Raw genomic sequence first — 21,291 nt, forward strand, 5'->3', positions numbered from 1 at the left:
TTCCAGCCGTCTGGTCCTGTATTGAGGTTGCTGTCCACGCCGTCTCCCCCGGTCAGTAGCCCACGTAGGATCCGCCGGAGCGGACCGCATTGAAATCACCCAGCGTGGTGCCGTCCTTCACGCCACCGCCATACCTGTGGCTGATGTAGTTGACCGACGCAGCGACGCTGGCGACCGGGTCGTAGATGTTCGTCGAGGTCCCCTGAACGTGATAGGCAGCGAAAGTACTGGGAATGGTCTGGGCCAACCCGCGCGAGGACTTCGCCGGCAACCCATCGCCTTGCCGCTCCCCGACAGCATTGCTGTCGTAGCCGTTACCGGCGTCCGGGTTTCGCGTGGACTCGTGCTCGATAACGTTACGCATCGTCGGCAGCCAGCGGGCCTGCGCCTCACGATCGGTGATCCCGTTCGCTTCCAGCGCTTTGAGGATGACCGCGTCGGTCTCCTCTTTCGACAGGACCCCGGCACCGGTCTTCTGGATGACGACCTCATCGACAGACAAGGCCCCCTTATTCGAGACCTCCCCGAACGAGGCGACATTCGAACCCCCGCCCGGGGCGCCGCCCTCTCCACCGCCGCCGCCACTCTCCACGGCCGCCAACAGGGCCGCGAGTTGCGACCGCGACATTTCGATGGTGCCCGGCGGATACTGAGAAACCGACCCGGCACCCATCCCCAGCGTCTGTTGCGCTGCCGGCGCCAACTGGTTGGCCCAGTTCGCACCCTGCTGCTGCATCTGCGGCGACATCATCTGCCGGATCTGCTGCTGGTACTGCTGCTGACTCAGCGGCGAGGACCCTGAATTCTGCGACGACGGAACCGTGGACTGCCGATTCAGCTGACTCGTGCCAGCGGCATCGATGTTCCGTTGCCCCTTGACCGCTTTCGCAGCACCGTCAGCGACCCGGTCCGTCCGATCCTTCGCACGCCGCCCGTCATCCCGATTCTCTTTCGACGCACCATCAAACCGCGGATCCGGGGCACCACCGCGCGCCGGCGCAATCTTGTCCTCAACCGCCGACCGAGCCGCGCGAACAGCAGCGTCGACCGCGCCCATGTCGACACGAAGGTCCACCATTGCGCCTCGCACCCCTCTCTACCGGCTGAATCTCGCCCCAATCATAGAGGTGCTCCCAGACACTTCTCTATCGCAGAATAGGGTCCAAACGGACCAACTTTTGCGTCCGCATGCAGCAAAGAAGTACGAAACCCGGTCCAGCGGCCACCATGGACCACTGAACCGGGTTCGAAGGACACGCCCCGACTGCGCCTATCAGATCTGGCCGAGAGACATTCCCACCGGCAAAGACCCATCCAACAGCTGGACGACAGTCCGATCAGGGGATCCCTTTTCGGTTCCGACGAGCGTTCCGACCGCGACCACGGCGCCGTCAGCCTCCACCGCGAACACCGCGCCCCCCGAATCTCCATCGAGACCCGACACATGAAACACGCCCTGGGAGTCTTCCAGCGCTAGCCCGAAGAACTCGCCGCATTGCAGACCGGTCGTACTGCCGACTGCACACAGGTCGGGTCGAGTGCGCTCGAGTTCTTCGACCGACATGATCCGAGTCGGAGCGCCAAACCCTGGCACACGATCGCTCACCGCGACGGACTGATTGAGCTTCACCGCAGCATGGTCGAATTCTGCGACATAGCCGTCAGAGATCCGCAGATCAGAAATAGCCACCTTGCCCAACGCCCGTGACGCATTACCCAGGAACGCGACATCACCTGCGTCCGCGCAATGTCCGGCGGTGAAAGCGTAGTTTGCCGATCCGTCGTTAACGATCCATCCGATCGAACAGGCACCGCCGCTCTTCTGTGCCCACCACTGTGCGCCAGGCATGGCCACCAAACTGTTGCTGAGATCCACTCCGGCGACCATTCCCCCGGAGGCGTGTGCGGGCGCGGAAACCGATGCGAACAACGCCATCACACTAATGGCGACCGCAGCAATCAGGTTCTTCATGTCCCGCCCCTCTCAGCAGATCCCCGTAAGGCTTGCCCTTAATGTATATCCACGCACTATGAATATGCAATACGTGCCGTTAGCTAACGACCGGACCGGTCGTTAGCTAGAGCGCTGCGGGCGGACGAGACCCGCCACCACGACCGGAATCGCGCCGCTCCGCAGCGCGGTCCACACTCCGATCCCCACCATCCTTGTCCTGCCCGTCGGGCTTATCGGGCTTGTCGCCGCCATCGCCACTGCGAGGGGGGTCGCCACCATCGTCGCCGCCGGCCAGGTGGAACAACCCCTGGTGAGGCCCGCTCATCGACATCTTCGATAGTGGGATCTCCTTACCGTCGGTGGTGTAGACCCGGCCGTCCCCGGTGTAGACGCCTTGCGCCTTGTCGCCGATGATGACGTCGCCCGGCTGGAGCTTCGCCGGGGATGGCACACGTTGTCCGATGTCGCTGTTCTCGGGCGGCAGATCGAATCCGGCGCGCTGGGCTGCTTCTCGGACGCTGGGGTGCTGCTGCCCGTCGGTGCTCATCATTTGTTTGAGCAGGTCCGCGTGCTTGGCGCTGGGCAAGCTCACTTCATGCTCGCCCACCTTGACCTTGTGGCTACCGCGTTCGTCGGTATCGGCGGCGGCGGTGTCCACCTTGTCGGCGGCACCGGGGCTCGGTGCCGTCGTGGCCGGCACGGCGGCTTTCGGCGGAACCGCGGGCGCTGGCTTGCTGGCCGCAGGCGCTTCTGCCTTATTAGGCTGGTCGGCTGCCTTGGGGACTGCTGCTGCCGGAGCTGCCGGCTTGGCGGCCAGATCCGGCTTCTTCACTGCTGCCGGCTGAGCCTTCGGTGCGTACGGCGACTGAGTCAACGGCGACTGCGGGTACTGCTGCTGCCGGAATTGCTGGAACGGATTCATGCCGCCACCGAACGCATTCGGGGTCATCATCTGACCGAACTGCCGAGCCAGGTCATTGGCCGCATTCGCGGCCTGATTGTTCGCAGTCTGCGCCGGCTGACTGGCCAGGATGTCCTTGATCGTCTCCTGCAGGCCAGGCTTCGTACTCGTCGGCGCAGACGGAGACGGAGCCGACGGCGAGACCGGGGAAATCGGAGACGGAGAGGCGGGAACGCCGATCGACGGAGAGGTCGGCGCGTCACCACGGTTACGCTCACGCGCGGGATTACCGGCTCCCAGGGACGACTGATCGGTGGTCTGGATACTCAGGGCCCAGCCGTTAGTGAGTGGTCGGGTCTTCGACTGCGTGTCGTTAACCGCCTCCTGAGTGCGGGTCAGTAGCCCCGAGACGTCGCCGAGGCTGCCCTGGAGCTCGTTCGCGGAGAAGAGCCCGAAGAACTCCATCGGGTTCCAGCTCATCCCCTGGTTGGACTTGGCGATCGTTTCGCGGGCCTGCCCGTTCTGCTGGGATATCTGCCCCCACAGGTTCGACGCTTCGATTCCGGCTGCGCTTTGCAGATTAGTCAGCGACGGCAGGATGGAGGTGGCCAGTTCGTCGATGTTCTTCATCGCCGCGTCCAGGCCTGCTTTGAAGACTTGGTCGACCATCGGCTCGTTCTGCGCGCGTGCCTTGATCGCTGTCAGTTCCGACAGGAGTGCGTCGACGTCGGCGACGACGGTATTCGACAGGTTCTGGAAGTCTCGGGTGGCTTTGTCAATGCCGCCGTCGCCGATCTTCATCGATGGGTAGGCGTCAAGGCGCCAGAGTCCGTTGTCTTGGCCGCCGATATCTGCCGAGCTCTCGATCCCGAAAGCTGCGAGCATCGTCTCGCTGACCAGCTGGTCCGCGGTGCGGATTGCCGGGTCGCGGTTGCCGTCCGCGCACAGTGGGTACCACTGGGTCTCGGGGAACCAGGGCTTGGCGTCGATGTCGGGGGTGTTGGCGCCGCCCCACCATCCGCTCTTCATGTTCTCGACCAGCGACTTCCACATGCCGCGTTCTTCGGGGTCGAAGACCCAGAAGGCTGCGGAGGTGACTGCGCCGATAACCCAGCCGGCCACCGGAATGCTCACCGCGCCCATGCGGGCGGCGTTGAGTACGCCGAGTCGGCCGCCAGTCTTGGCGACTTCCTTCAGCGCAGCCTTGGATGCGGGGTTGGTTGCTGCGTGCCGCAGGGTCGAGGTGTTCGGTCGCAGGAATCGGTTCATCGCCCGCGACGACGGCGCCACGGTGGCGCGGACGATCTTGTTGTCAGCCGCTTTGAGGCTCTTGGCCTTTTCCACGGCGCTGACGCCATGGTGGCGGGCCCAGTCGGAGACCTTCGCGGTGCCGGCGCGGAGGGCTCCGCGTTCAGGGAGCGCGACGGCGTCGGCGAGCAGTTTGCGGGCTTCGGCGGGCTTGAGCGCCACCGAACCGAGGTGCTTCATCGCCTCGTCGGCGAATTTCTTCGCTTCGGCCGGGGTGTGGTTCATGCCGACGAAAGCCTGCTCCAGGCCTTCGCGGACACCGCGGGAGGCCTGCGCATTGAGCTCCTGCACGGCTGCGCGGGGCGCCTGGTCGAAGGCGTCGGTGAGCATGGCGCGCTGCGCCGCCGGCATGTTCTGGACCTGGCCCTCCAGGCCTTCCTGGACGACTGCCTTCAGTGGGCCGCTGTCGGTGGCTACGTTGCCCAACGCCGCCGAATCCAGGTGGCCGACAGTATCGGTCAGCGAGTCGACTCCCGATACGGGGGCACTGCTCGCCGCGCCGGCAGGCTGGCCGACGACGGAGGTGCTGTTGACGTCGGCCGGACTCACCACCGATCCCGGCGACGAGCGAAGCGCCTCACTGGCCTGTTGCCAGTCCTTGGCGAACTTCTGCCCTATCGCCTCGCCCGCTTCGTAGACCGCGCCCTGTCCCGCCGATCCGGCCAGGACCCCGGACATCGCATTCGAGGCCATCGTCGGAGCCAGGTGCGCGAGCCCGTCGGCTCCGCGCGCGGACGTGGCGACGGCACGGCCGGCGGAGTCGCTCCAGGGCTTCATCTGGCCGACGTCGAACCGCTTTCCGCTGTCGGCGGCCGCGAGCGGGTTCATTCGGGTGGTGGCAGCGTCGGCGAGCTCACGGAACTCGCGAACCTCGTCTCGGCTGCCCCCGAGCCCTGGGATTCGTCCTCGGGCCATGTACGTTGCGGCCATCGTCCCGCCGATGGTTGCGGCGATCCGCTCACCATCGAGCCAGTCAGGTCCGGCGTAGTCCGCGCCGGGGACAGGATTCTGGATCCGCGGCGCCTGGGTGCCGGCAGCGACACCGGTGAGGTTTTCGAGCGGATTGGCGGGCGGGGTATTGAAGTCAGGATTGACCATTGGTTACGCCTTCATGGTCTGGTCGGAGTGGACGGACTTGTTGGATGGGTCGTTGACGACCGGGGTCGTGGTGATGACCGGGTGACCGATGTGGTTCGCGATGTCAGCCTCGGGGCCCTTGAGTCCGGTTTCGCGTTTGGCCGCGCCACCGCCGCCGCCACCCCCGCCGGGGGCGCCACCCATCGGCATCATCGGCATCATCGGCATGCCAGCGCCGCCGCGGCCGTTCTGAGCGCTGTTGGCGTCCGAGATCGGCGTAGTCGTCGTTCCTGTCGGCCGGGTCCCGGGGCTGGACAGGTTCTGCGAAGGCGGCTGCTTGGTTCCGCTGCCAGATCCACCGTTCTGTCCACTACCGGACAGGGGCGGCATGCCCCCGCTGCCGGACAGGCTCGACGAGGACGGGGTCGTGGAGATCGCAGAGGACGGGGTAGCGCGAGCGAGGAGCGAGTTGAAGTCATCGTCAGACATCACGCCCGGACCACCAGCCGATACCGGACCAGCCGGAGCGAGCCCACCCGGGGCCATACCGCGAGCCATGGGGTTCATGCCCGCCATCGGAGTCATCGCCGGATTGCTCACCGGCTGCCCCATGGACTGAATCTTCGACATGATGTCGTCGGCGGACTTCGTGGAAGCTGAGGATGGCTCGGTCGACGGAGACGACCCCGGCGAACTCGACGACGGACTACCAGAGGTCGGACCCGACGACGATTGCGCTCCCGACCCGGACGAACTGCCACTACCGCCCGGACCTGCGCTCGACCCCCCCGGAGCCTGCGGAGCCCCCCCGGCTGGCGGCACACCCCCCGGAAGCCGAATGATTCGATCTCGCGGAGACGCGGGGGTGTCCTTGTAGTTGTCGAAGGCTTTCTCACAGCCGGTGATGACGCGTTGGCATTCGCCGCGATACTGCTGCTGCATCCGTTCCTTGACCAGCATGAGCGCTTTGAAACGGGCACCGGCGCGCATTTGGGTGGCGGTATCTGCGCCGGGGCGGGTGACTTCGACTTGGGTTTGGTTGATCGCTGATTGCAGAGCGCCGAATGCGGTGTTGTAGCTGGTGGTGCGGGCTGCGAAGATCGCGATCTCGCGGCGGAAGTCCAGTTCGTGGGCGTCGAACTTTTGGGCGGTCCCGCGGAATTCGCCGAGTTTGGTGTGCGCGGCGGTGGCGACTTGTCCTTGGAAGGAGGCTGGCACGCCCAGCTTGTTGAGGCTGTTGGTGATGGCGTTGGAGTTGCGGTTTCCGATCAGCGTGCTGTTGGCGTCCAGTGCGTCTTGGGTGGAGACGTCGGTGTTCTTCCAGTGTGGGAGGTCTTCTCCCCAGGGGATGACGCCGGGGCCGCCGTCGCCGGCGTGGTATTTGAAGGTGCCGTCGGGTTGGCGGGTCGCTAGGTCGCCGGCGTTGAATCCTTTAGCGATGGGCTGTTCTTCGCCGTCGGCGCGGAGGATGTACTGGGCGCCGTCGGGGCGGGTGAGGACGGGGGTGAGGTATTCGTGGACTTGGCCGCCGGGTGCCTGGCTCGGGAGTTGTTTGGTCAGCATGAACACGGGGTTGCCGGAGCTGTCGTAGACCTGGGCGAGTCCGGGGTCGGCGCCGGGGTTGAGGAGGTAGACGGAGCGTTGTTGGCCTTCGTCGAGTCCTGGCCAGTTGCTGACGTCGACTTTGTCGACTTGGTCGACGGTGGGCATTTTGCCGTGTTCCAGTCCGTGGCGGACTCCCTTGTGGAGGAGGTCGTAGTCGGTCATCGAGTGGCCTGCCTTCCTGGGCGTGGGATCGGGCTGGTTGTACGAGTGTGGGCTGGCAGCGGCGGTTTGCTACTGCCAGCCCACTGGTCGTTGGGGATGTTGCGGCGGGGTCAGACGATGGTGCTGACCAGTGCCGCGGTGCCGGCGGCGTCGGCGGCGGCGTGACCCAGCGCTTGGGTCTTGACGAAGGCGCCGAGGACTTCGATGGCACCGAAGGCCATGAGCGACTTGGCGGTCATGTCGGCGGTGGCGGCGGCCATCTGAACAGTGGCGGTGGCCGAGCCGGGGTCGGACGACGGCGGCATGACTGCTGAGGTGATCAGCGCCGAGGCTGCTTGTCCGGCTTGCATGGCCACGCCGGCGGCGTCGACTGCGGCGCTGGCGGCGACGACGCCGCCGATGCCGAGCATTCCTACCTGTTGCATGGTTCCCTCCTCGTTGTTGCCCTCGCGGTGCGCGCGAGGGGCGTATGTCTCATCCTACGGCAGCGGGTTGGGCAACTCGGGGCTGAAAATGGGTCATTTTCTCTAGCGGGGGAAGGCTCCCAGGGGGGAGGTGAGCGGATCGAATCCGGTGGCCGGGTTCGACAGGATCCCGGGAGCTCCGGTGTGGGTGTTCTTCAGGAGGATTCCTTCGATGCGGTCCAGGCTTCGCTGCGTGTCGGTGAAGGAGTCCGGGGAGCCGGTGGAGAGGTAGTGCGCGGCGCGGGCGATGAACTCGTGGACCAGGTCGGCGGGGACTCCGCGGACGGGAATGTCGGGGGTGAGGCTGATCGTCATGTGGAATCGCTTCCTCTGTTCGGCGGGCTTGTTGGGTGGTGCTATTAGGATCGTATGGCGGGATGGGTTCTGTTTTCCATGAAGACGCGCCCCACGATTTCGAGGAGTTGGATTGTTATGCGATTGGCCGGTCGGGTCTTTGGCGTGGAGTGTGCAGTCTCGTTGCTTGTCCTCATCGCGATGGCGGTATTGGGTCGTTTCGGAATGTTTGGTGTGGCGAACTTTTTGGCGGAGTATGGGTTCCTCTCCCCTGGTGCCAATGGGGGAATCCCTATCCCGACGACGACGTTGACGGTTCGCGCCTCGAATGTGTTTGTGTGGCTGGGGTTCATGGGAATGGTGGGGGCGTTCTTCTTCATCATGATTGTGAGTTTCGAGTCGTACACGGCTGCCGAGTCCGGGGATGGTCCCGATGATGGTCGGGGTGCGGTGAAGGAGAAGCCCGCGCAGGCCGAGCGTGGTGCGAGCCCGGGGCGCCCGGACCGGCCGGGCGGTTCGGGCGGGGCGCGGCCGGGCGGTCCGGGCGGGGCGCGGCCGGCAAGCTAGGTTCCTAGTTGGTTCGTTAAGGGCCGGTTTTGGGGGCGCGGGAGTTCTCGCGCCGTGGTTACAGTGAGGCCCGAACCGCTCCTGCAGCGCCGATCACACCCGAAGGAGGTGACGTCCTAGTGACCGATGAGCTGAAGATCAACAGCCTCAACGAGGTCCGTGACCTGGCAGCCAAGCTCGCCGGTTGTGATGCATTGATCGGCAGGCTGGTTGGCAACTTGGAGGCGTACAAGGCACTGGGGGCGTCGCTGGCTCACCGCAATAGCGACGGGGGCGGGGCGGTTCCGGTTCCGCTACTCAGCGGGCAGCTACAGGCGTTCACCACCCAGGTGGACAACGTGCAGTCGCAGCTGACCGGTGTGTTCCAGCCGCGGGTCGCGGGATGGGCAACCATCCTCACCGACACGGCGAACAAGCACCAGCAGGCAGACGAACAGGGACAACGAAATCTTCCCTCCACGTAACGGAGGGACGAGTAGCAACCGCTATCTCACCACGTAGTACACACCAGTGTTCAGCCGGGCGAAGAATTCTTCGCCCGGCTGAATGCTTTCTCGACCCAGTACCATTTCTCGGGAGCCTTGCGGCCATCGCCGCTGGACCTATTCCTACCCGCGGACGAGAAACGGTGACCGGAGACTCGTCTGAGCATTCTCAGGTGAGCGTCGCCGCGCCCGAATGCCTGCATGTCACCGACTTCTGGTGACGTGCGCCGACAACTCCGTGCACCGACTAGAGTCCGGTGTTGATGCTGGCCCGTGGACCCGTTATCACCGGACTAGTTGTGGCCGAGTTTGTCGAGTGCGTCGATGAGAATTCGCACGAGCTGATCACGAGTCCCTGTCAGAACAATGTCGGGATCCCAATGGCCGATCGCGACCGCGTGAAGCTGCTTGGCCGGGTCGATCCCCAACTCCGCGATGTCGCCGACGTAGTCCGGGTCGCCCGGCTGGTAGGTGCTGACCGTCGCGTCGGTGATGTCATGAATGCCCATGCTGGCTAGGACGCGATCTTCTGCCGGGCCAGGGCCTTGATCCGTTCGGGCCGGAATCCGGCCCAGGACTCGGTGCCGGCGACAACGACGGGCACGGTGCTGAACCCCAACTCCGCCAACGTGTCGCGGGCGACGGCGTCTTCGGCGAGGTTGACGACTTGGTAGTCGAGTCCGAGTTTTTTCAGTGCCCGGTACGTCGAGTCGCACTGGACGCAGTGCGGCCTGGAGAACACGGTGATCTCGGCTTGCTTCTTCATGGCGGGCGCCTTTCTGGTTGTTCTGCGGTGGTGCCGATAGTGGTGAGACTAGGTGGTGGCCCCGACAGCCATGTCCCGCCGCAAGACGCCTTCGGCCGGGCCTCTTTTACGGCGCGGCGAGGTCGACCGGGTTGCGGCGGCAGACCTCGACCAGGACCGCGGTCTGCCAGGGCATGAGAACCAGACCCAGCGGCGGGATCATCAACGAGACGGCGGTGGCCACCAGCGCCAGCACGGCCACGGCCACGTGGCGGGGCTGCTGGAGCAGACGCGCCGACGCCGCCAACGCCCGCGGCAGCGAGGTGTTGGCGGCGCAGTAGTACGGCGCGAAGAGTGCGAGCACGGCGATGGCGATGATGATCAGCCCGGGCACTGCCGCGGTACGGACTCCGAAGCCGATGGCGAGGTAGATGACGAGGAACTGGGTGAATCCGATGAGCATGCTGGTCAGCGCGAACCGGATCGTGACGGTATTGATCAGGACCGGGCTCCCGGCGGGTTCGATCAGGTATCGGGCCAGGACTGCGGCGCCGAGGTAGACGACGACACCGCCAGCGGTCAGCAGTACCCATTGCGCGGCGACGGGCATGGCGAACCGGGAGGCCAGCAGGGCCATCGCGCCCAGGAACCACAGCAGGGTCGCGGCCGCGGTGCCGGCGGGGTTGACGGTTGCCAGCCGCCATCCCCCAGCGAGTGCCCCGAAGGTCCCCGGTTGCGCCGACGAATCTCCGCCAATAGCTTCCGCTGATCCCTGCGTATTGGGCAACTGGCCCGGATTGTTCATGCTTTTCACGCTAGCGGAAGCGGGGTGTCGGCGGCGGGTCGCCACGCCAACTCTGTCTAAAATATGAGACATGTCTGCCCGCCGTCCCGCCCCGCCCGCGCTTCGCGATCTGTCGGCGATCGGCGGCACGCTCCGGCGGCGTCGACAAGCGCTCCAGCTCGCGGCCGCCGCTACTGCACGGTCGGCGGGGATCTCGCGGGCGACGTTGTACCGCGCCGAGTCTGGGAACCCGTCGGTCACGATCGGCGCGTACGCGAGCCTCGCCGCGGTTCTCGGACTGCGGATCGAGGTCGCCGACACCACTGCCTGCCCCGCAGATGCCGTCCCGGGCCGGCACGAGCCCGAAACCCGAGTGTCGCTGTCGCAGTACGGGCAGTTGCGCGCCATCGCCTGGAATCTGGCCGACGACACCACTCTCACCGAAGAGGAGGCGTTGAGTCTGTACGAACGGCTGTGGCGCCACGTCGATCAGTCCGCGCTCACCGACGACGAACGCGCCTTCATCGCGTCTCTCGCAACCCGATTCGGCGGGGGAGTGCTCCTTGTTTAGTCGCCCACATCACCAGCGCATTGCCCAGTTCCTGGAAGCACTGGATTCAGGGTTTCTCTCCCAGAATGGGTGTCTGTTCGGCGGAGGCACGGCGCTGACTTTGCGGTACGGGGAGTACCGCGAGTCGGCGGTCGTGGACTTTCTCGTCTCCGACCGTGCCGGTTACGGGGCGGTCCGCGAAGCTGTCCATCACCGCAACAGTATCGACGCGCTCACCACGAGTCCGGTGCGGGAGTTGCGGACGCCGAAGACTGATCAGTATGGGATTCGCACCTTCGTCGAGATAGACGGTGTGCCGATCAAGTTCGAGCTGGTCGTCGAGGGCCACATCGATTTGGAGGCTCCGGGCGCTGGCGACGTCGTGTGCGGGGTGCGAACGCTCACGGTGCTCGATGCGGCCGCAACGAAGCTGTTGGCGAATTCGGACCGGTGGGCCGATCGTTCGGTGTTCAGCCGCGACATCATCGATCTGGCGATGATGGATCTATCCGAAGATGTGCTGGATGCGGCGATCGAGAAGGCGGCGGCCGTCTACCACTCGTCGGTGGTCACGGATCTGAATCGGGCGATCGGCTATCTCGCTGACAACCCGCAGCGCCTCGAAACGTGCATGGCAGCATTGCAGATGGACCAGGTCTCCCCTGCCGAGGTGTGGGACCGGATCTTCCGCCTTCGGCGGTAGCTGACCTGAGCCCGCCGACCCCTCATTTTCGGATCAGTCGATAGATGTTCTCGCGCGACATGCCCGCCGCCCGCGCCACATGGGTGATCGGCAGTCCGGCCTCGACGGCGGCCCTGATGGCGGCCAGCTGCTCGGCGCGTGCGGACTCGCGCCTACGCGTGGCGTGTTCTACGGCGGCGAGGAGGTCAGCGGGAACAGAGTCTGGCACGGAACCTGTTCTAGCACAGTGCCTGCCACGGATGGCCCTTCCGCCGAGGGCAAGCGTTCGTGGGGGCTGTTGTCGCGGCTAACGATCAGATCGTTGCCGCCAAGCTGGCGCGTCGGCGCGCTGTGGTGTCCGCGCTTGCCGCTGGTGTGCCAGCGACGCGGGTTGCCGCGGCGCTCGGGGTGTCGAGGTACCGGGTGTACCAGATCCGCGACGGCAAGTAGGTCGGCGCGCCGGCTATTCGGCGGCGTCGCTGATCTCCAGTAGTCCTTGGTCGCGGAGTAGTTCTTTCACGGCGTCTGGGTTGCGGTCGAGGTAGGCCTGTGCGAGGAGGTCGTTGAATTCGTCTGCCAGCGCCGGGTTGGTGTCGTCGACGGGGATGGTCAGGAGTAGTCCTGTGTCGGCGGCGATTAGGTGGCGGTTGGCGACCAGCAGTGCGGTGCGTTTGTTGCCGTCTTCGAAGGGTTGGGCTTTCGCGATGTCTACGAACAAGTTCAGTGCCGCGTCCACGTCGTCGCCGGTGACGAGCGCTGATTCGATGATTGCTGTCAGTCCTGCTTGATCTAGCGCGGTCGGGGTGTGCCGGCCGTATCGGGTCTGTACGCCGATTGCTTGGTCGGCGGTGCGTAGTTGTCCTGGGTGTAGTGGTCCGCTGCGGCTGATCTGGGAGTTGACCGCGCACACGAAGTCGGCGTCGATGTCGCCGTCGTGGCCGAGGACCTCCATGACGGCGTCTCGGAGGTCTTCCAGGAGTGCGAGGTCGGCGCGGGAGTTGATTCCGTGGGTGGATCCTGAGCGGAGGAAGTTGGCGGTGTCGAGTCGTCCGGTGCGTAGTCCGTCGAATACTTTTCCGGCGGAGTAGACGACGCCGGCGAGGTCGGCGACGGTGATCGTCATGCGGGGGTCTTCCTCGTGTCGCGGGGGTCAGATGGTTTGGGTTGCGAGTTCATCAGCGGCGGCGGTGAGCGTGGCGTGGCGGTCCGACTGGGCCGCCACGGTCCAGGCGAGGTTGCCAGTCGCCAGCCACCGTGGGCCACCCGCAGTGCGGACTCAGCCCACTGCTTCATACATGACGACATACTCGGGATTCAAATACTGAGCCAGCGCGAAGGCCGCTTCGAAGTCGCCTGCGTAGATAGAGCATTCGTCGCAACGTTGGATACCGAACTCGGTATCAACCGGGGCTACGACTCCAGGGATGGGGGCACACTGTCCACACTCTGAACTTCTAGTACCGCTGACCGCGGTCAGGTCAATTATCGTGCCCGAGTTGTCAGCGAGCCATGGGTTGGTTCCGAGCGCGAGTACGATCTCCGGACTGTCGCGCTCCGGCGTCCACTGCTCAATGGCCATTGTCGTTCGTTGTCCTCTCTGACGCGCGCCAGTCGATAGCACGTCCTCATTTATCGACTCTCGCCCTGTGATCTATCGGCTGATCTGACTGAGCTTTTCGTATGCGGCGGCGATGGCGTCCTTAATCAGGCCCGGCAGGTAGCCGATGTTGTCACTTCCATCGTCGCCGATCGGCTGGACATGCTTGCCTTCGATGTCTCCGTACTCGCTTCCCCAGATACTGGCGTCACCGAGGGTGACTCCCTCTCGAGATGCCTCTACGACAACGCCCACGAATTGGAACTCATCGTTCTTCCAGGCTCTGATCAGATCTGCGAACTCTTGCCGGTCGTACCGCTGTTCGGCGTCGCAGTCTGTGTCCTCGACGATGTAGGCGGTCAGGTCGAAGTCGTCCTGGCCCTCCAGTTCGACGGAGTAGACGATCGATTCGGTGGGATACGGCATCAGGTCCCTCTCTATTGATCTTGGCGTTTGCAGACAGCATGGCATGCCGCCCCGACGAAGCCCCTCGGGCTGGTCTGGACCCGAGTCAAGTCACGCGGAGCTGGTCGCGGGCCATGACACTTCGCACGATCGACAATGGTTCAATCCCGTGGCACTTACGGGGATCTCTGGCTACTGGGTAGCGTTCGATGGCCACTGCCATTAGGCCTTGGTCACACTGAGAATCTCTTTAACGGCGTCGTGGTTGCGCCCTTGATCTCCTACACGAAGTCTGCGTCGATGTCGCCGTCGTAACCGAGGGCCAGCACGACGGCGTCTCGGAGGTCTTCCAGAGGCGCAAGGTCGGCACAGGTAGTTGATTCCGGTGGATCCTGAGAGGAGGAAGTTGGCGGCGTCGAGTCGTCGGGTGCGTAGTCCGTCGAGTACTTTTCCGGCGGAGTAGACGACGCCGGCGAGATCGGCGGCGGTGATTGTCACGAGAGGTTCTTCCTCGTGTCGCGGGGTGGTTAGACGGTTTGGGTTGCGAGTTCGTCGGCGGCGGTGAGGTGGTCCCATTCGGCGTCGGTCAGTTCCCAGTGGAAGTGTTCTTCGTCGGACATCGACTTGATGGTGAAGTCGCCGTCTTTGTTCTGCGCGTACAGCATGTAGGGGGCGGCTTCTGGGCGCCAGGACGGGCTGTAGGCGATGAGCGTGGTGTTGGGGTCGGCGGGAGGTGGAGGCTGGTCGGGACCGGCGGCGACGATGCGGACGCCGGGGGTGTCGAGGGGGGTGTCGTAGTTGACCCAGTCTGAGTCGAGGGCTTGGACGTAGCTGCGGAGCGCTTCGACTTCGACGTTGACGGCGATTCCGGCCAGGGACAGTCGGGCGATGAGGGAGCTGAGGTGCCAGGTGCCGCCGAACATCCACAGGGTGCGGCCGGCGGGTTCCAGGTTGACGAACAGGGCCGCCCCGTCGGGGGTGGGTCCGAGGTGGATGCCGGGTCCGTGGAGGTAGATCGCGGTGTCCAGTTCGGGGGTGAGCTGGTGCGTGCGGGTTCCGGCGGAGTCGACGGTGTCGGCCATCGGTAGGGCCCGGGTTTGCAGGTCTCCTTGCCGGTAGCGGGGCGGGTACCAGTGCCCGGCCGGCGGGGGCGCGGCTCGTTCCAGGTCGGGGGCGGTGATCGTGAGTGCTGTGTCGACGACGGCGTCGGCCGTGCCGGTGCCTCGCACGTCCCAGGTGGAGGTGATGGTGGAGCCGTAGGTGTAGCTGTCGATCAGTGCGTACTGGTCGAGGCGGCGGGGAATGTAGGTGACGGTGGTGTCGGTGTCGCTGGTGCTGTGACGGGGTTCCTCGGCGGCGATGGCGTCGTTGAGGGTGTCCAGTGCGCGGTCGTGGAAGTCGCGGACCTGTTCTACGGTCAGGATGTGTGACCGAATGCGGTGGCGGGCCAGTGCGCGCAGGAGTCGTGCGGCCACGACGTAGGCGGTGCGGCTGGTGGCGCGCGCGAAGGCTTCGGGGCTGTCTTCGAGCATGCGGGCGGCGATCGCGTCCATGCTGTCGCGGACGTCGATGACGACTTCGATCACGGTGGCCTGGTTGATCGGGGGGCGTGGGGCGTCGGGGATCTGGTTGAGGTAGTCCGTGGCCAGTCGGGATTCTTCCAAGCTCAGGTAGCCGTTGGTGATCACGCGGAGGCTGTCGACGTGTACCCCGGATCGGTCGAGGTATTCGGCCAGCACGCTGAGCGGTAGCGTCGCCGCGGTGCGGCGGGCGGGACTGTCGGTGTCGGAGTCCTCGGCGTCGTCGGAGTCCTCGGCGCCGTCGGGGTTCTCGGCGCCGTCCGGGCCGGAGCCGGGGTCGGAGTCTAGGTCTCGCAGGTCCAGCACAGCGGTGATCTCGTTTGCGTTCGCGACGTCGGCCAATCCCCCGCCGAGTGCGGGGTCGGGATCGGTCGCAGCCCCCAGCGGCTGCCGGGCCTGTTCGGAGGCGACAACGGCCAGCATGTCGGAGGTGTCCACGATGTCGGTGGCCGGCGGAACGTACTGGATGGACTCCTGGTAGGCGTCCTGGTCCCACGGTTGTTCACTCGGCGCAGCCCCGAGGGGGCCGTCGAGGTCGGCCGACGCATGGACCTCGTCGGCGGGGGGCCGATGGTCGACGGGGGCGGTGTCGACGGCATCGAGGTCTACCGGGTCGATGACCGTCAGCGCGAACGGCTGCGGGTCGATCTGGACGTAGACCGAGCACTTTCCGTGGCTCCACGTCGTTCCGGCGCTGTCCTGGTCGAAGAGCAGGTTCGTGCCGCGACGCGCACCGCGGCGCCGATAGTGCCAGCGGGCCAGGATCGTTTCGGCGACCGATTCGTTGCGGCTGGCCGGCCACAGCGGCACCGATCCCAGCACCAGCCCGGTGATGGCCGCGACCCACAGGTTCGCGCCGAACACCGCGCCGACTGCGGAGATGGTGATGGCCAGGAAGGTGGCGGTGATCGTGGCACCGGTGGAGATCCGCATTTAGAAGAGGTCCTTGCGTTCGGGGGCGCGACTGGAGGCTTGCAGAATCACGACGAGCAGCACGATGACGCCGGCCACTGCGGCGATGGCGATGGCGATCCATTGCGGCCAACGGTTAGGGGTTTCTGGAGCGAAGTTGGGGGCTGCTTGCGGGTTGTTCGACGCTTGCGCCGGCCAGGATTGGTCGATGTCGTAGGTCAGTGCGGCGACGGCGTCGACGGTGCCGTTGCCGAGTTTGCCGGCTTGGTCAGCGGACGGCGATTGCGCTGTGCGCAGCACCCGCGCGTACAGGCTTTCCACGGGGGCGTCGGGGTAGGTCTCTTTCAGCAGGGCCATGAGTCCGGTGACGTATGCCGAGGCGAAGGAGGTGCCAGCGAGGTCTTGGGGTTGGCCGCGTTCGACGCGGGCGTTCATCAGGGTTCCGCTGCGCCCTTTGGCGGGGTCGAGGGAGACGATGCTGGTGGCGGGGGCGGCTACCGACACCCATGGCCCGGCCATTGTGCGTTCGTAGGGGGCGCCGGTGTCGTCGATGCCGCCGACGGACAGCAGTAGTCCGCTGGGCGCGTAGTAGCTGGGGAAGCTGACGGCTTGGACGTCTTCCCAGTTGCGGGTGTCGCCGGGGTTCTTGGGGTCGTATGGCGGGTTGGATACGCACGCTTCGGAGGTGTTGCCGGCGGAGGCGACCACTGCCACGTTCTTGCTGTGGGCGTACTTCAGTGCCGCCCCGAGGTCAGTGGTGTCGACCAGTGCTGTTGCGGGGGCGCACGCGGTGATGGACAGGTTGATCACTGAGGCGCCCATTTGGGTGGCGCGGACGATGGCCATGGCGACGGCGTCGAGTCGGGATTGTCCGCCGCTGCCGCTGGACGCCGATTCCAGTCGGACCGAGGTTTGGCGGATCGACAGGATGGTGGCGTCGGGTGCCACGCCCACCATGCCGTCGTCCTCGGATGGTTTCGCGGCGATGATCCCGGCGACGAGGGTGCCGTGGTGGTCGCAGTCTTCAAGTCCGTTGCCGCCGGCTACGTAGTCTCCGCCGCCGCGCAGGTTGGGCAGTCGGACGTTGGGGTTGACTCCGGAGTCGATGACGGCGACGGTGACGCCTTTTCCGGTGGCGTAGCGGTGTAGGTCGTTGACTCCGAAGATCGCTGACGCCGGCGGTTCGTGTTCGAAGTTGACGTCGTCGGTACTGCCGCTGGTGGCGCATTCGACTTCGCGTTGGCTCTCCACCCGCGCCGAGGGTTTGGTGCCCGAGGGTACCGCTGCGGTGATCTCGTCGATGGTGGGTGGCTTGTCGTATGCCGCGGCCGGGGCGATCGGTGCTAGTGCCAGTGTCGCGGCCAGCAGGAGTGCGCCGGCGGCGCGGAGCGTGCGTGTGATGGTGGCCATCAGTGGGCTCGAATGGTCTGCCACAGTTCCATCACCAGGGCCAGGTCGATCATCAGGGAGGTGTAGAGGATCTTCTCCACGATTTCGCCCTTGAATCGGGTGCGGGCGGAGTAGACGACGGTGTGGGTCAAGGCGTAGATGCAGGTTGCCAGGAGTGCGGCGGCGGCCAGTGCGATGGTGACGGCCAGGTAGGTGCCGTGTCCGGATAGTGCGGCGCCGATGGCGGTACCGGCCAGGGTCAGTGCGGCCGCGGAGAGCCACATTCCGACCATGACGGCGTCGTCGAAGGAGCGGCCGCGGAAGACCATGGCCAGCGCGAGAGACAGGGAGAAGATGAAGGTGACCAGGGGGTGTGACTGCAGGGTGGCCATGGCGGTGGTGACTGCGCCGATGATGAGGAGCAGTCCGCCGCCGAAGAACCCGAGGATGGTGTTGTGGGCGCGGATGACCTGTGGTTCGTGGTTGATGACCGATTCGATGTACTTGGATCCGGCGTCGAGGGGGATCTGCGACAGGTCGGTGGTGCGGTCCTTGACGAAGTCTTCGCCGACTGACCGCACGTAGGGCATGGGAATGCGGGCCAGGGTCATCGCCCATCGTTCAGCCGACATCAGGAAACCGAGGGTGACCAGTGCGAGTTGGATGGCGCCGACGGTGGTGTTCTGGGGGAACTGGAATTGGCCGATCCCGCGGGCGATGAGGTTGATGCCGCCGAACAGGATGATGGTGGCGATGATGGTGAGTCCACCGAAGCCGGCCCCGTAGTGCACTGCGACGATCTGCGGGTTGATGCGCAGCATGATCATGGCGATGGCCAGGAGGAGTGCTGCCGACATCAGCGCGCCCCAGATGAGGTTGCCGGCGGGGAACGCGACTTGGCCCAACGCGAGAATGCTGGCGTATCCGCAGCCGGCTAGGACCGAGGCCAGTGCGGTGTCGACGCGCCCGAATTTGGGTAGGACTCGGGTGGCTACGGTGCCCGAGACCAGTAGGAACACCAGTGCCGCGAAGATCAGTGCGCCGAGGGTGGCGCCGCGAACTCCCCATCCGACGTTCTCGGTGAGGACTGCGGCAACACCCAGCCCGGGGGCGAGTACACCGAAACCGGCCAGGACGACGAGCGCGAGAATGCGGGACTGGGGGCTTTCCCAGGTGCTGAAGTGTCGGCGCTGGTATTCGGCGACGGCCTGGGGGGTGTCGTCGATCAACCGCGGGTACTGCTCTCGCACAGAGTTCTGCAGCAGCAGCAGGGTTTGCCCGTTGCGGATCCCGAGCTCACGCAGGGTGGCGTCGGGCCGAAGGTGACTGGCCAGCAGGGTCGACAGGGACCAGCGGGACTCTTTGTCGTTGAGCCAGTCGAGATCGTCGCGGTGCCGGCCGTCTCCGGAGGCCTCGTTGCGGCGGGTCAGGTCTGTCCGCAGGTCGACGATAATTTCTGCCAGCAGGGAACGGACTGGCTCGTTTTCCGGTAGGCGCAGGTCGATCTCGGCGTTCGGCGTCTTGATGGAGACGTCGAGGAATTCAGTCATCGCGGGGTCTTTCTGCGGTGGTGTGCAGGAGTGGTGAGGTGTTGGTGTCGGGGCGGGCCGGGAACCGGTCCCCTATTTGCCGGGACGGCGACCTTTTCGGCCGGGGGCGGTCTTGAATCCCATCTTCGCCAACGCCTGCTTGGTGATGATCTGCTGTCCGAGGATCTCGTCGAGTGCGGCGTTGTAGGCGACCCGCTCGGCTTCTTCTGCGTCGAGTGCGACGTTGTGCGCCTTGGCAACTTCGGCGGTCACGTCCTGGATTCGCTGTTCTCCTTCGAGTCGCACCTGCTCCGAGTGGGCGGCGGCTTCGTCGAGCTTCTTACGCGGCGCGGTCAACGATTCCGCGGCCTGGATGAAGAACTTCGCCATATCCATCGGATCGGCGACCACTTCCGGGGCACCGGCGACAGCGTCCACGCTGTCGCCGCCGGACACGATATCGACGTCGGTTTCGGTTTCGGTATTGCTCACGGGGCTTGGTTCCCTTTCTTCCCTGCGTTCAGTTCCCTGAATTATAGAATCGGTAGGGACGCGACTTCTCTGCCGAAACGCGCCTTCGCCGGTTTTTACGATGAAATCTCGACGACGGTCGCTCCGATCACGACGTACGCCTTACGCGTTTTCGGATCGAGATCGTCGTAGGAGGTGTCTTCGGCGGCACGAAGGTGCGCGTCGAACGGCACTTCGGCGGCGTGGACGCCGCCGGAACGCAGGACTCGGCGCAGTTCGTCGACGTCGATCTCGTTGTCCAGGGTGTCGGTTTTGCTGATGACGACCATGCGTCGGCTCTTCAGGTGGCTGGCGCCTTCCTGGTCGAGCCATTGCGGGATCTGGTCGAGCATTCGGGTGCCGGCGACGGTGGGTGGGGCGGTGATCACCAGCGAGTCCAGCGACCGCAGGACTGCCTGGTAGGTGGGATCGCGTTTGATGACGGCCATGTCGACCAGGATCACGTCGTAGCGTTCCTTGAGTTCGTCCAGGACCGCCTGCCATCCGTCGGGAGTGAGGGGCTGGTCCAGGAGCGAGGGGGCCGCGCCCAGGATGTCGACACCGTCGACGGTGTGCGCCATGTACGCCGGCCGGCGTTCGTTCCCGTTCGCGATCGCAGCGGCGAAGTCCAGGATCGACGATCCGGCCATGCCGTCGCTACGGAGGATGAGATCGCCGAGCGGGTCGGTGTCAACGGCGCACACGCGAGCCCCCGCCCGCAGCCGCGCAATCGAGACACCCGCGGCGATGGTGGTGGTCGTTTTCGCGCCGCCACCCTTGAGCGCGGTGTATCCGACGACGATGGGCCCGTTGAGCGGCAGGTTCATCTTCTTCACGAAGCGACGCCACTTCCGTTCGTCGTCGGACTCCTTGACCGCGAAGCCCATGCGGCGCGCCATCGCCCGCCACGCGGTCGTGGCCGGGGTGACGTTGGCCGGGACGACTTCCATTTCCGGCAGTTCGTGGTCGGGGGTGTCGATGATCGACATCTCCGGCAACACCGGTGCCGGCCCCGGCAGCGCAGTGCTGGCCGCGGGCGCCGCGTAGTGCGGGGCACCTGCGAGCTCCGAGTCCGCACTGTCGGCAGCGGCGGCCGCAGCCGACGGCGCGGGAGGAGCGGGCGGCTGGTAACCCTGCGCCGAACCCGGCCAGTGCGGTCCGGGCACACCGAGAGGCGCCTGCAGGCTGGGGGCGGCACCAGGCGGGGCCACCGGCTCCGAAGATTCTCGAGTGCCCACGGCGAGCGACGCGGCGAACTCGCGCGGTGCGGCCGGTTCGCCGACCCGGCCACCGACGGTCGGCGCCGACGGATCGGCCCGGTGGGTGGGCTGGTCCAGTGCAGGTTCGGGCTTGGCCGCGGGCGGCTGCGGCAGTGGCGGCACTGGGGCAGGCTTGGCCGGGGCCGGGGTGGCCTGCGGCGGCGCGGCGTCTCGGCCTGCTCCGCTGCGGGCGCTTCGGTCACCGACGGCTTGGGCGCCGGGGGTGCGGGTGTCCGATTCGGCGGCGCTGGCCGACGAGAGTGCGGGGTCAGCCGCACCCCGAACTCGGCGTCGTCGTCGAAACGAAAATCGCGCGTGCTGCCTGCCACGACTTCCGTCGGCGGCGTGGTTGCACCGGTGTGCCCGCCAGCGGGGGGCGGCGCCGTGGTCGGCTCGGGCCGGTTCGGCGTTGAGGCGGAGACCGGCGCCGACTCCGGGGCATCGTTGTCGTTGTCGCTCAGTGCCGCCAGCGCGGCCTCGCGCGCCAACTGCTGGCGTGCGGCCGCCGGGTCGTAGGCAGTGCGTTCTTCCA

23 protein-coding genes are annotated in these 21,291 nt (G+C 65.8%); 5 read left to right on the forward strand and 18 right to left on the reverse strand.

Features of this window, described 5'->3' with window-relative positions:
• Positions 1–52: 52 nt before the first annotated feature.
• The 6 genes from MUG78_RS17035 to MUG78_RS17060 form a co-directional block, all read right to left on the reverse strand.
• Complete coding sequence (locus MUG78_RS17035) at positions 53–1,078, reverse strand: transglycosylase SLT domain-containing protein (RefSeq protein WP_246997331.1); 1,026 nt, start codon at positions 1,076–1,078, stop codon at positions 53–55.
• 195 nt (positions 1,079–1,273) lie between these two features.
• Positions 1,274–1,972: a chymotrypsin family serine protease gene (locus tag MUG78_RS17040; RefSeq protein WP_246997333.1), complete on the reverse strand. Its 699-nt coding sequence runs from the start codon at positions 1,970–1,972 to the stop codon at positions 1,274–1,276.
• 106 nt (positions 1,973–2,078) lie between these two features.
• Complete coding sequence (locus MUG78_RS17045; protein ID WP_246997335.1) at positions 2,079–5,261, reverse strand: hypothetical protein; 3,183 nt, start codon at positions 5,259–5,261, stop codon at positions 2,079–2,081.
• A gap of 3 nt (positions 5,262–5,264) precedes the next feature.
• Positions 5,265–7,007 carry a hypothetical protein gene (locus MUG78_RS17050; protein WP_246997337.1) on the reverse strand — a complete coding sequence of 581 codons (1,743 nt, stop codon included), beginning with the start codon at positions 7,005–7,007 and terminating at the stop codon, positions 5,265–5,267.
• A 110-nt stretch (positions 7,008–7,117) separates the two neighbouring features.
• The gene (locus MUG78_RS17055; RefSeq protein ID WP_246997339.1) at positions 7,118–7,432 is read right to left on the reverse strand and encodes a hypothetical protein; all 315 of its coding nucleotides are present in this window, start codon (positions 7,430–7,432) and stop codon (positions 7,118–7,120) included.
• 102 nt (positions 7,433–7,534) lie between these two features.
• Positions 7,535–7,786, reverse strand: a complete 252-nt coding sequence (locus MUG78_RS17060; RefSeq protein WP_246997341.1) for a hypothetical protein — start codon at positions 7,784–7,786, stop codon at positions 7,535–7,537.
• 54 nt (positions 7,787–7,840) lie between these two features.
• Here MUG78_RS17060 and MUG78_RS17065 point away from each other — a divergent pair, with 54 nt between their 5' ends.
• A complete protein-coding gene (locus MUG78_RS17065) occupies positions 7,841–8,332 on the forward strand; it encodes a hypothetical protein (protein WP_246997343.1) in 492 nt (163 codons plus the stop codon).
• Positions 8,333–8,451: 119 nt separating this feature from the next.
• Entirely contained in the window at positions 8,452–8,796 is a 345-nt protein-coding gene (locus MUG78_RS17070) for a hypothetical protein (protein WP_246997345.1), read from the forward strand.
• A 314-nt stretch (positions 8,797–9,110) separates the two neighbouring features.
• Here the strand turns inward: MUG78_RS17070 and MUG78_RS17075 are convergent, their stop codons facing one another.
• The 3 genes from MUG78_RS17075 to MUG78_RS17085 form a co-directional block, all read right to left on the reverse strand.
• Positions 9,111–9,326, reverse strand: coding sequence for a hypothetical protein (locus MUG78_RS17075; RefSeq protein WP_246997347.1), 216 nt, complete (start codon positions 9,324–9,326; stop codon positions 9,111–9,113).
• 5 nt (positions 9,327–9,331) lie between these two features.
• On the reverse strand, positions 9,332–9,583 hold the full coding sequence (nrdH, locus tag MUG78_RS17080; protein WP_246997349.1) for a glutaredoxin-like protein NrdH: 252 nt from the start codon (positions 9,581–9,583) through the stop codon (positions 9,332–9,334).
• 106 nt (positions 9,584–9,689) lie between these two features.
• Complete coding sequence (locus MUG78_RS17085; RefSeq protein WP_246997352.1) at positions 9,690–10,367, reverse strand: hypothetical protein; 678 nt, start codon at positions 10,365–10,367, stop codon at positions 9,690–9,692.
• Positions 10,368–10,437: 70 nt separating this feature from the next.
• Between MUG78_RS17085 and MUG78_RS17090 the strand changes: the two genes are divergently transcribed.
• Positions 10,438–10,917: a helix-turn-helix domain-containing protein gene (locus MUG78_RS17090; protein WP_246997354.1), complete on the forward strand. Its 480-nt coding sequence runs from the start codon at positions 10,438–10,440 to the stop codon at positions 10,915–10,917.
• Positions 10,910–11,599 carry a nucleotidyl transferase AbiEii/AbiGii toxin family protein gene (locus MUG78_RS17095; protein WP_281500422.1) on the forward strand — a complete coding sequence of 230 codons (690 nt, stop codon included), beginning with the start codon at positions 10,910–10,912 and terminating at the stop codon, positions 11,597–11,599. Before MUG78_RS17090 ends, MUG78_RS17095 begins: the two co-directional genes overlap by 8 nt.
• A 22-nt stretch (positions 11,600–11,621) precedes the next feature.
• Here the strand turns inward: MUG78_RS17095 and MUG78_RS17100 are convergent, their stop codons facing one another.
• The 9 genes from MUG78_RS17100 to MUG78_RS17140 form a co-directional block, all read right to left on the reverse strand.
• Complete coding sequence (locus MUG78_RS17100; protein WP_246997358.1) at positions 11,622–11,807, reverse strand: helix-turn-helix domain-containing protein; 186 nt, start codon at positions 11,805–11,807, stop codon at positions 11,622–11,624.
• Between the two features lie 234 nt (positions 11,808–12,041).
• Positions 12,042–12,701 carry a Fic family protein gene (locus MUG78_RS17105; RefSeq protein WP_246997360.1) on the reverse strand — a complete coding sequence of 220 codons (660 nt, stop codon included), beginning with the start codon at positions 12,699–12,701 and terminating at the stop codon, positions 12,042–12,044.
• 153 nt (positions 12,702–12,854) lie between these two features.
• Positions 12,855–13,157 (reverse strand): hypothetical protein, encoded by a 303-nt coding sequence (locus tag MUG78_RS17110; RefSeq protein WP_246997362.1) that lies wholly within the window; start codon positions 13,155–13,157, stop codon positions 12,855–12,857.
• Between the two features lie 72 nt (positions 13,158–13,229).
• On the reverse strand, positions 13,230–13,601 hold the full coding sequence (locus MUG78_RS17115; RefSeq protein WP_246997364.1) for a hypothetical protein: 372 nt from the start codon (positions 13,599–13,601) through the stop codon (positions 13,230–13,232).
• 506 nt (positions 13,602–14,107) lie between these two features.
• The gene (locus tag MUG78_RS17120) at positions 14,108–16,093 is read right to left on the reverse strand and encodes a hypothetical protein (protein WP_246997366.1); all 1,986 of its coding nucleotides are present in this window, start codon (positions 16,091–16,093) and stop codon (positions 14,108–14,110) included.
• Positions 16,094–17,482: a type VII secretion-associated serine protease mycosin gene (gene mycP, locus MUG78_RS17125; protein ID WP_246997368.1), complete on the reverse strand. Its 1,389-nt coding sequence runs from the start codon at positions 17,480–17,482 to the stop codon at positions 16,094–16,096.
• Positions 17,482–19,011: a type VII secretion integral membrane protein EccD gene (eccD, locus tag MUG78_RS17130; RefSeq protein WP_246997370.1), complete on the reverse strand. Its 1,530-nt coding sequence runs from the start codon at positions 19,009–19,011 to the stop codon at positions 17,482–17,484. The genes mycP and eccD overlap by 1 nt, the downstream gene beginning before the upstream one ends.
• 72 nt (positions 19,012–19,083) lie before the next feature.
• Positions 19,084–19,482 (reverse strand): hypothetical protein, encoded by a 399-nt coding sequence (locus tag MUG78_RS17135; RefSeq protein ID WP_246997372.1) that lies wholly within the window; start codon positions 19,480–19,482, stop codon positions 19,084–19,086.
• A gap of 95 nt (positions 19,483–19,577) precedes the next feature.
• Positions 19,578–20,882, reverse strand: coding sequence for a MinD/ParA family ATP-binding protein (locus tag MUG78_RS17140; RefSeq protein ID WP_246997374.1), 1,305 nt, complete (start codon positions 20,880–20,882; stop codon positions 19,578–19,580).
• A 222-nt stretch (positions 20,883–21,104) separates the two neighbouring features.
• On the opposite strand from MUG78_RS17140, the gene MUG78_RS17145 reads away from it, so the two are divergent.
• Positions 21,105–21,275 (forward strand): hypothetical protein, encoded by a 171-nt coding sequence (locus tag MUG78_RS17145; RefSeq protein ID WP_246997376.1) that lies wholly within the window; start codon positions 21,105–21,107, stop codon positions 21,273–21,275.
• The last annotated feature ends 16 nt before the right edge of the window (positions 21,276–21,291 follow it).

It is taken from the genome of Gordonia alkaliphila (assembly GCF_023017165.1).
GTDB classification, from domain to species: domain Bacteria; phylum Actinomycetota; class Actinomycetes; order Mycobacteriales; family Mycobacteriaceae; genus Gordonia; species Gordonia alkaliphila.